Annotated in this window: 6 protein-coding genes, 1 tRNA gene and 1 pseudogene; 6 read left to right on the forward strand and 2 right to left on the reverse strand. The window is 65.2% G+C overall.

The window, feature by feature from the left end:
• Positions 1-311, forward strand: a 311-nt coding sequence (locus GJV64_RS08905; RefSeq protein ID WP_328799171.1) for a DUF6671 family protein, incomplete at its 5' end; no start/stop codon positions are given.
• A 10-nt stretch (positions 312-321) separates the two neighbouring features.
• Here GJV64_RS08905 and GJV64_RS08910 read toward each other — a convergent pair.
• Together GJV64_RS08910 and GJV64_RS08915 are read right to left on the reverse strand one after the other, a co-directional pair.
• A complete protein-coding gene (locus tag GJV64_RS08910) occupies positions 322-1,494 on the reverse strand; it encodes an acyl-CoA dehydrogenase family protein (protein ID WP_164156906.1) in 1,173 nt (390 codons plus the stop codon).
• A 131-nt stretch (positions 1,495-1,625) separates the two neighbouring features.
• A complete protein-coding gene (locus tag GJV64_RS08915; protein ID WP_164156907.1) occupies positions 1,626-5,024 on the reverse strand; it encodes a TonB-dependent receptor in 3,399 nt (1,132 codons plus the stop codon).
• 248 nt (positions 5,025-5,272) lie between these two features.
• Between GJV64_RS08915 and GJV64_RS08920 the strand changes: the two genes are divergently transcribed.
• From GJV64_RS08920 to GJV64_RS08940, 5 genes and pseudogenes are all read left to right on the forward strand, one after another.
• A tRNA-Val gene (locus GJV64_RS08920) sits at positions 5,273-5,347 on the forward strand.
• A 79-nt stretch (positions 5,348-5,426) separates the two neighbouring features.
• Positions 5,427-5,648 (forward strand): DUF6356 family protein, encoded by a 222-nt coding sequence (locus tag GJV64_RS08925; protein WP_164156908.1) that lies wholly within the window; start codon positions 5,427-5,429, stop codon positions 5,646-5,648.
• A gap of 25 nt (positions 5,649-5,673) precedes the next feature.
• Positions 5,674-6,888 (forward strand): serine hydrolase domain-containing protein, encoded by a 1,215-nt coding sequence (locus tag GJV64_RS08930; protein ID WP_164156909.1) that lies wholly within the window; start codon positions 5,674-5,676, stop codon positions 6,886-6,888.
• Positions 6,889-6,989: 101 nt separating this feature from the next.
• On the forward strand, positions 6,990-7,343 hold the full coding sequence (locus tag GJV64_RS08935; RefSeq protein WP_164156910.1) for a YciI family protein: 354 nt from the start codon (positions 6,990-6,992) through the stop codon (positions 7,341-7,343).
• A 7-nt stretch (positions 7,344-7,350) separates the two neighbouring features.
• A pseudogene (locus tag GJV64_RS08940) lies at positions 7,351-7,639 on the forward strand (RNA polymerase subunit sigma-70); the annotation flags it as partial.

Genomic DNA, 7,639 nt, shown 5'->3' on the forward strand with positions numbered 1-7,639 from the left:
TGGCCTGGCCCGGCAACCGGTTGGAAACCGACATGCGCGCGCATCTGAACCCCACCCGCATGGCAGCGATCCGCAGCCTCGCGGGCCGGCTGGCGGCGCGGCTGGCCCACCTCTGCCCGGCCTGCGGCTGCCCCGGCTTTGGGCAGACCGATCTCCGCACTGGCCTGCCCTGCTCGGCCTGCAATCAGCCGACGCAGGGCGTTCTGGCCATCATCTATGGCTGCGGCGCCTGCGGCCACAGCGAGACCCGCCCGCGCCCCGATGGCGTGACGGCGGCCAACCCGGCCGCCTGCGACTGGTGCAACCCTTGAGAATCTGGCCTTAGCCAATCCCCATCTGCCGCCCAGCGAGATCGAGCATGATCTCCTCCGAACCACCGCCGATGGCGTTCACCCGCACTTCGCGGTAGATTCGCTCCACTTTTGATCCGGTGATGTAGCTGGCGCCGCCCAGCACCTGTGCGGCCTCGCGCACCACATGCTCCAGCATGCGTGTGGCCTGCACCTTCAGCATGGCATAGTCGGCCGGCACGCCCACGCCTTGCCGGTGCTGGTGGGCGCACAAATCCACCCAGGCCTGCGTCGCCTGGATCTGGCGGGCACAGTCGGCGAGCTTGATGCGGATTGATTGATGGGCGCCCAGCCGCTTGCCGAAGGTTTCGCGGTTCTGCGCCCAGTCCATCGCCTCCTTCAGGGCCACGCGCGCCATCGAACAGCAGCCGTGCGCCATGCCCAGCCGCTCGCTGTTGAAATTGCGCATGATGCCGATGAAGCCGCCATCTTCCGGCCCGATGAGATTTTCCGGCGGCACCTCGACATTGTCGAAATAGACCGCCGCCGTGTCGGAACAGCGCCAACCCATCTTGTCGAGCCGGGTGCGCGACACGCCCGGCCGGTCCGTCTCGATCAGCATCAGGGAAATGCCCTTCATGCCCGGCCCGCCGGTGCGCACCGCCACGGTCATGTAGTCGGCTCGCATGCCGCTGGTGATGAACATCTTCTGCCCGTTCACCACATATTTGTTGCCCTGCTTCTCGGCGCGGGTCTTCAGCTGCGCCACGTCCGATCCGCCCGAAGGCTCGGTGATGGCAAGGCTGATGATCTTCTCGCCGGACAGGACTTCTGGCGCGATGCGGCGCTTCATCTCGTCCGACCCCAGCGCCAGGATCGGCGGCAGGCCGATGCCGTGCGTCATCAGGCTGGCCCCCAGCCCACCGGCGCCGGCCGCGGCCAGTTCCTCGGATTGCGTCAGGCCGTGGAAAACATCGAAGCCTTCCGAGTGCCCGCCATATTCTTCCGGGTAATTGAGGCCGAGGATGCCGGCAGCGGCGGCCTTTTTGTGCAGCTCGCGCGGCAGTTCGCCTTCGGCTTCCCAGCGGTCGATATGGGGCAGCACCTCTGCGGCCATGAAGCGCCGCACGGATTGCGCCACCGCCTCGTGGCTTTCGTCATAGAAGGGCGAACGCGCCCGCCAGTCGTCAAAGCTGATCGTCATGGTCCCGGCTCCTCAGCGCGATGGTGCCCGCAGCCGGCCGCTGCCGCAGCCTTGGCAAATGGACAGGCCGAAACAGAAAAGGGGCGGCGCCCTTCGGCACCGCCCCTTCCCTGTTCAGTCTGTCCGGTCGATCAGAACTCGACGCGGCCGCCGATGCGCAGCGTCCAGGGCGAGCGCGAGAGGTTCTGGAACACCGGCGCCTGGAAGTTGGAGTAGCGATAGGATGCGCAGGTCTGGTTCAGCTCCGCACGAGTGCCTCCGGTGGTGAGGCAATCCACCTGCACCAGCCGGTGCGTCTGCGAGCGATCGGTGAACGACAACTGGCGGAAGGCGAACTTGTCGTCGAGCAGGTTGAGGAAATTCTCGACGTCGGCGAACAGGGTCATCCGGCTCTTGCCCACGAACAACGGCACCTGCTGCGAGAAGTGCAGGTTGACCGTGTACCAGTCAGGGTTGCGGGCGATGCCGCGCGGCGCGATCTGGCCTTGGAACTCACCCAGCTCGCTGTTCAGGATGAAGTCGCGGAAGGCGGTCAGCTGCGCCGGCGTGCCGTTGAACTGTACGATCGGATCGATCTGGGTGTTCACCGCAGCGGTGCCGGTGGGGATGACCAGGTTGGCGACGTTCGGCACATAGAGCAGGTGGCGACCAACGTTGGTGACGCCAAAGACGCGGCCACGGCCCTGGGTGAGCGTGTCACCCTTGGTGTAGCTGAACGGCACGCCCTGACGATAGAGACCGAAGATCTGGAAGTTGGTCTCATAGTCGCCGAAGAAGGCGTGGCGATAGTTGAGCGTCAGGCGCACCTGGTTGCCGACCTGCAGCGAGGAAGTGGCGATATCCGGCGAGTTGGGATCGCGCACCGCCACGAAGTAGGAACCGGTCGCCGTGGTACCGCCGGTGTCGCTGAGGAAATCGGTGATGCGGCTGCGGGTATAGGCGGCCTGGATGCTGAAGCCGTTCTGCCATTCCTTGGAGATCGAGGCAGCCGCGATGAACGACACGCCGCCAGTGCGCGAGCGCAGCTGGAAGTCGTTGCCGGCGCTGCCTTCGATGCCTTGATAGCGCGGGCGGCCATCGGGCAGGGTGCCGTTGGCAATCGCGCGCAGGTCGATCATCGTGTAGCTGTTGCGGTTCCAGGTGTGGGCGAGGTCGCCGCGGAACACCCAGCCATCGCCCAGGAAGCCCAGATCGGCGATATATTCGCCGGTCAGGTTGGCGCGCACCACAGAGTTCATCTTGAAGTTGGGCGCCACGGTGTTGGTCGAGGCCAGGCGCAGCGAGGAGGTGTTGTTGGCCAGATAATTGTTGACCACCGCATTGGTCTGCAGACCGAAGCCGTCGACATTGTTGAGCGCGGCAGCAGCGGCGGCATTGATCTGCGCCTGCACCGCAGGATCGGTGGTGCGGTTGTTGAGGTCGATGAAGTTGCCGGTGGCAACCCCGTTCACGAACTCGCGCTGGAAGTTCACGCCGTTGGTGCGGGTGCCATCGTTGGCCAGGCTGTTGGAGAACAGCACCAGCGGGATGCCGCCGCTGAAGATGCCGGCGCCGCCCGACACCCGGGTGCGGTCATCCGGCTTCCAGTTGAAGCCGAAGCGCGGCTGGAACACCGAGACGCCGTCCACCGAGGTGTTGTTGCGGAAGCCATAGCGCTGGGTGAAGAAGGGGTTGAAGGTGATCTGGCGGTCATCGAACGAGAAGCCGTCGAAGCGGGCGCCGATCAGCGCCGTGAAGGTCGGCGACACCTGCCATTCGTCCTGCAGGCCGAAGGCATAGCTGTAGAGGGTGAAGCGCGCCGTGCCGCCCGACCGGGGATCGCCATCCAGTGAGTTGGAGAAGGAGACAGAGTTGGCGTTGCCGGCATTATAGTCGGCGATCGAGTCGAAGTAGAAATTGCCGCGCGAATTGAACAGGAACAGGTTGTCCACCTTCTGGCGAGAACCTTCGACCTGGAACTTGATGCGGTGGGCGCCAGCGTTGTAGCGCATGTTGAACTGGAAGTTCAGGTTGTTGGTGGCGAGCGCGTTGGAGTGGCGCGGTGTGTCCGTGCCCAGCGTCACGCGCGAGGTGTTGCCGCAGTTGTAGGGATCGTTGGTCGGGCCGGTGCCCAAGGTGATCGACGCCGCGTTGGTGCAGACCTGCAACTGGGCAAAGCCCTGGTCGTTGTAGCCGACCTGGCCGCGCACATAATCACGGTAGGAGACGCGCAACTCGGTCGACAGCTCGTCGGTCCACTGCGAGTTCAACTGACCAGTGTAGACCTTGGTCGATTCCGTGCCTTCATAGCTGTTCGACTGCAGACCAACGTTGGGCGCGGCCGGCGCGTTGGTGGAGCCGCCACCCGGCAGCGGCACCGAATTGAAGTGATCGATGTAGGTGAAGGACAGGCGCTGGCCTTCGGTGATGTTCCAGTCGATCTTGCCGGAGATCTTGCGGTCGCGCTCGCTTTCCTGCTGGAACGTGTCGAGCGGGTCGTATTCGTAGCGGTTCTCGGTGGTGGCGATAATGCCATTGACGATCGCGCGGTCGTCGCTGGTGCTGGAGCCGTCGCCGATGTTGGGGATGTTGTTGGCAAAGCCTTCGCCGGTGATGCCGTTGGCGGTGACGATGTTGCCTTCGGTCAGCTTCTCATAGTTCAACGCGACGAACAGCCGGTCCTTGATGATCGGGCCGGAGACGAAGAAGCCATAGTCGCGGAACGGCAGTGCCTGCGGCACGATCGCGCCGCGGATGTTGCGGCCGGTCAGGCCCTTGCCGCCAATGATGCCATAGGCCACGCCATGATACTCGTTGGTGCCCGACTTCAGCACCGCATCGATGGCGCCGCCGGTGAAATTGCCCTGGCCGACATCGAACGGCGCCGTCTTGATCGACAGCTGGCCGATGGCTTCCAGGCTGACGATGCCGCGCAGCGAGGGCAGGCCGCCCAGGTTGAGGCCGAAATCATCCTGCACCGCCACACCGTCGATGGTGAAGCGGTTGGCGCGGGCCGAGGCGCCGGCAATCGAGATGCCGCGGAAGTTGGGATCGAAGCTGGTCAGCGGATCGCGGGCCGCCACGTCGCGGATGTCGCGGGCGACCGAGGTGATCGCCGCAATGTCCTTGGCCGAGAAGGCCGAGATCGAGCCGGTGGACACCACCCCCGACCGGCGCAGCGAGCTGGCCGACACGACGATGGTGGCGTCCGAGGTGGACGATTCCAGCGAGGCGGTCAGGTTGAAGGTGTTGCCGGCCGCAACGTTGACCCCTTCGATCGACTGACCCTGGTAACCTTCAGCGGTAATGCTGACCGTGAACGGACCGCCGATGCGAAGACCGGCCGCGGCAAAGCGGCCATCAGCGCCGGTGGTGGTGGTGACGCGCGTTCCGGTGGGGGTGTGCACGATGGCGACTTCAGCGCCCGCCACGGGTTCGCCGCTGGCGCTCAGCACCGTGCCCGAAATGGCCGAGCTGACTTCCTGGGCCTGGGCGACAACGGCGGGAACGGCCAGCGCGATCAGCGCAACACCGGAACGAAGAAGACGCATGGCGAAAAACCCCTGTTGGCTGCTGGGACGATGGACGGGCGTGACACAAAAGGAGCGCCGGGACTCACCATTGCCCGCCGCTGCACGGCTCGCCTTTAGCCGGGCTTCCATGACGCAAATGTTACAGCTTCATGGCCGGTTCATGATCGTCGCGATTGGCCGACACGTGTTGCGGCGCAGCAACAGTCGCGGCCCGGCTTGCGCTACGCTGCAGCAGCGGTTAGGCCCGCCCGGCGACCAGCAATTGGGGGCGTTTAGCTCAGCGGTAGAGCATCTCGTTTACACCGAGAGGGTCGGGGGTTCGAACCCCTCAACGCCCACCATCACGGCCCAAGGTTGCAGCCGCAAGCGACGACGGCCAATATGCACCCAACGGAATCACCACAAGGAAGGCTGCGCCCGATGATTGATCGGCTGTTCCTGGAACACCCGCGCTGCGTCAACGAAAGCTATGGCGAGCATCTTTCGGCGGCATTCGGCGTGGGTGGCCGTCTGCTCGTCGCCAGCCTGAAATGCTTTGTCCACGGCCTTGTCCCCGGCCTCTACAAGACCGCGGGGTCCGATGCGATCGTGGCGCTGCATCGGGAAATCGCGCCGCGCAAGTACGACCAGCCGACCTTCTGAGCAGCGTTACCAAGAGGGCAAAGCCATGACCGACAGCCTGGGCCTGTGCCCTGCCCGCCTGGCGCGGCTGGATGAGTTCCTCGCCGAGCAGTACCTGGCCAGCCGCCGCCTGCCGTGCACGTTGACGCTGGTTGCCCGCCACGGCGAGATCGCGCACCTCGGCGTGCAGGGCCTCGCTGATGTCGAACGCGGCGTGCCGGCCCGCGAGGACACGATCTTCCGCATCTATTCGATGACCAAGCCGATCACGTCGGTGGCGCTGATGATGCTGGTGGAGCGTGGTCTCATCGCCCTCGACGATCCGGTGCACAAATATATCCCGGAGTGGAAGAACCTCGGCGTCTATGTTGCCGGCACGCACAAGGTGGGCTTCCAGACGAAGCCCTGCGCGCGCCCGATGCAGGTGGTCGATCTGTTCCGCCACACTGCCGGGCTCACCTATGGCTTCCAGCTGCGCACCAATGTCGATGAAGCCTATCGGCGTGAGAAGATCGGCGAGATCGAGAAGGCCGGCACGCTCGAGGACATGATCAAGACTCTGGCCAAGCTGCCGCTGGAATTCTCGCCAGGCGAGGCGTGGAATTATTCGGTGGCGACCGATGTGCTGGGCTGGCTGGTGCAGGTGGTTTCCGGCCGCCCGTTCGAACAGTTTCTTGCCGAAGAGCTTTTCGCGCCGCTGGGCATGGTGGATACCGGTTTCCACGTCCGCGACGGACAGCAGCACCGCTTTGCCGCCTGCTATCAGCCGAAGCGCGACGGCACCATCGAGCTGCAGGACGATCCGCTCGTCTCGTCCTTCCTGGCGCCGCCCTCCTTCATCTCGGGCGGCGGCGGCCTCGTCTCCACCGCGCACGATTATCTGCAGTTCGCCCGGATGCTGCTGAATGGCGGCACGCTGAACGGCCACCGCATCATCAGCCGCAAGACGCTTGCCCTGATGACCGCCAACCATCTGCCCGGCGCGGTGGACCTGCCGGCCTTGAGCCGCAGTCTGTTTTCGGAAGCGGCCTATGAAGGCGTCGGCTTCGGCCTCGGCTTCGCCACCTCCACCGCCAGTCACAAGACGCTGATGCCTGGCAGCAACGGTGACTTTTTCTGGGGGGGCGCTGCCAGCACCTTCTTCTGGGTGGACCCGGAAGAAGACCTGATCGGCCTGTTCATGACCCAGCTCATGCCATCCTCCACCTGGCCGGTGCGCAAGCAGATGCGCACCATGGTCTATGCCGCGCTGGACGATTGAGGGGCGACAATTTTCGGCGGACTGTCTGAATCGGCCTTGCTCACCGCTCTTCATTCCGAACCCGGCCAGAGTTGCAGGTTCGCGAAGCAAGGAGTGACCCAATGCAGTATGCCCTGATCTACTACCAGACCGCCGCCGATCTGGCGCGCGAGCAATCCGAACCCGAAGCCTATTGGGGCGCCTGGAGCGCCTATATGGGCGCCATGGGAGCCGCCGGCATCATGCGCGGCGGGGCCGGCCTGGAGCAGCCACCCACCGCCACCACGCTGCGCATCAAGAATGGCGAGTGGCAGGTGGAGGATGGCCCCTTTGCCGACACCAAGGAGAAACTGGGCGGCTTCGTGGTGATCGAGGTGGACGATCTTGATGCCGCGCTGGCCTGGGCGGCACGCGCGCCTTGCGTTGTCGATGGCTCGGTGGAAGTGCGTCCCACCATCCCGCCCGACAAGGTGTGAAGCCTGGGTGATTGCCGCCGCTTCCCCTGCCCATGCTGCAGCCGAAGCGGCGGCGCGCACCGCCTATGGCCGGCTGGTCGCGCTGCTGGCCCGCGACAGCCGCGACATTGCGGCCGCCGAAGACGCGCTGGCCGATGCACTGGCAAGTGCCCTGGCGCACTGGCCTACCGATGGCGTGCCGACCAATCCCGATGCCTGGCTGCTCACCGCCGCGCGGCGGCAGTTGGGCCACGGCCGCGCCCGCGCTGCCACGGCGCTGGCCGCTGCCCCGTCGCTGGCGCTGCTGGATGACGAGC

The organism is Sandarakinorhabdus rubra (assembly GCF_010994245.1).
GTDB classification, from domain to species: domain Bacteria; phylum Pseudomonadota; class Alphaproteobacteria; order Sphingomonadales; family Sphingomonadaceae; genus Sandarakinorhabdus; species Sandarakinorhabdus rubra.

What these genes read in the sequence shown, in the direction of transcription:
- GJV64_RS08935 (WP_164156910.1), top strand. Translation starts at nt 6,990, where the DNA reads ATGCAGTATGCCCTGATCTACTACCAGACCGCCGCCGATCTGGCGCGC.
- GJV64_RS08925 (WP_164156908.1), top strand. Translation starts at nt 5,427, where the DNA reads ATGATTGATCGGCTGTTCCTGGAACACCCGCGCTGCGTCAACGAAAGC.
- GJV64_RS08910 (WP_164156906.1), bottom strand. Translation starts at nt 1,494, where the DNA reads ATGACGATCAGCTTTGACGACTGGCGGGCGCGTTCGCCCTTCTATGAC.
- GJV64_RS08915 (WP_164156907.1), bottom strand. Translation starts at nt 5,024, where the DNA reads ATGCGTCTTCTTCGTTCCGGTGTTGCGCTGATCGCGCTGGCCGTTCCC.
- GJV64_RS08930 (WP_164156909.1), top strand. Translation starts at nt 5,674, where the DNA reads ATGACCGACAGCCTGGGCCTGTGCCCTGCCCGCCTGGCGCGGCTGGAT.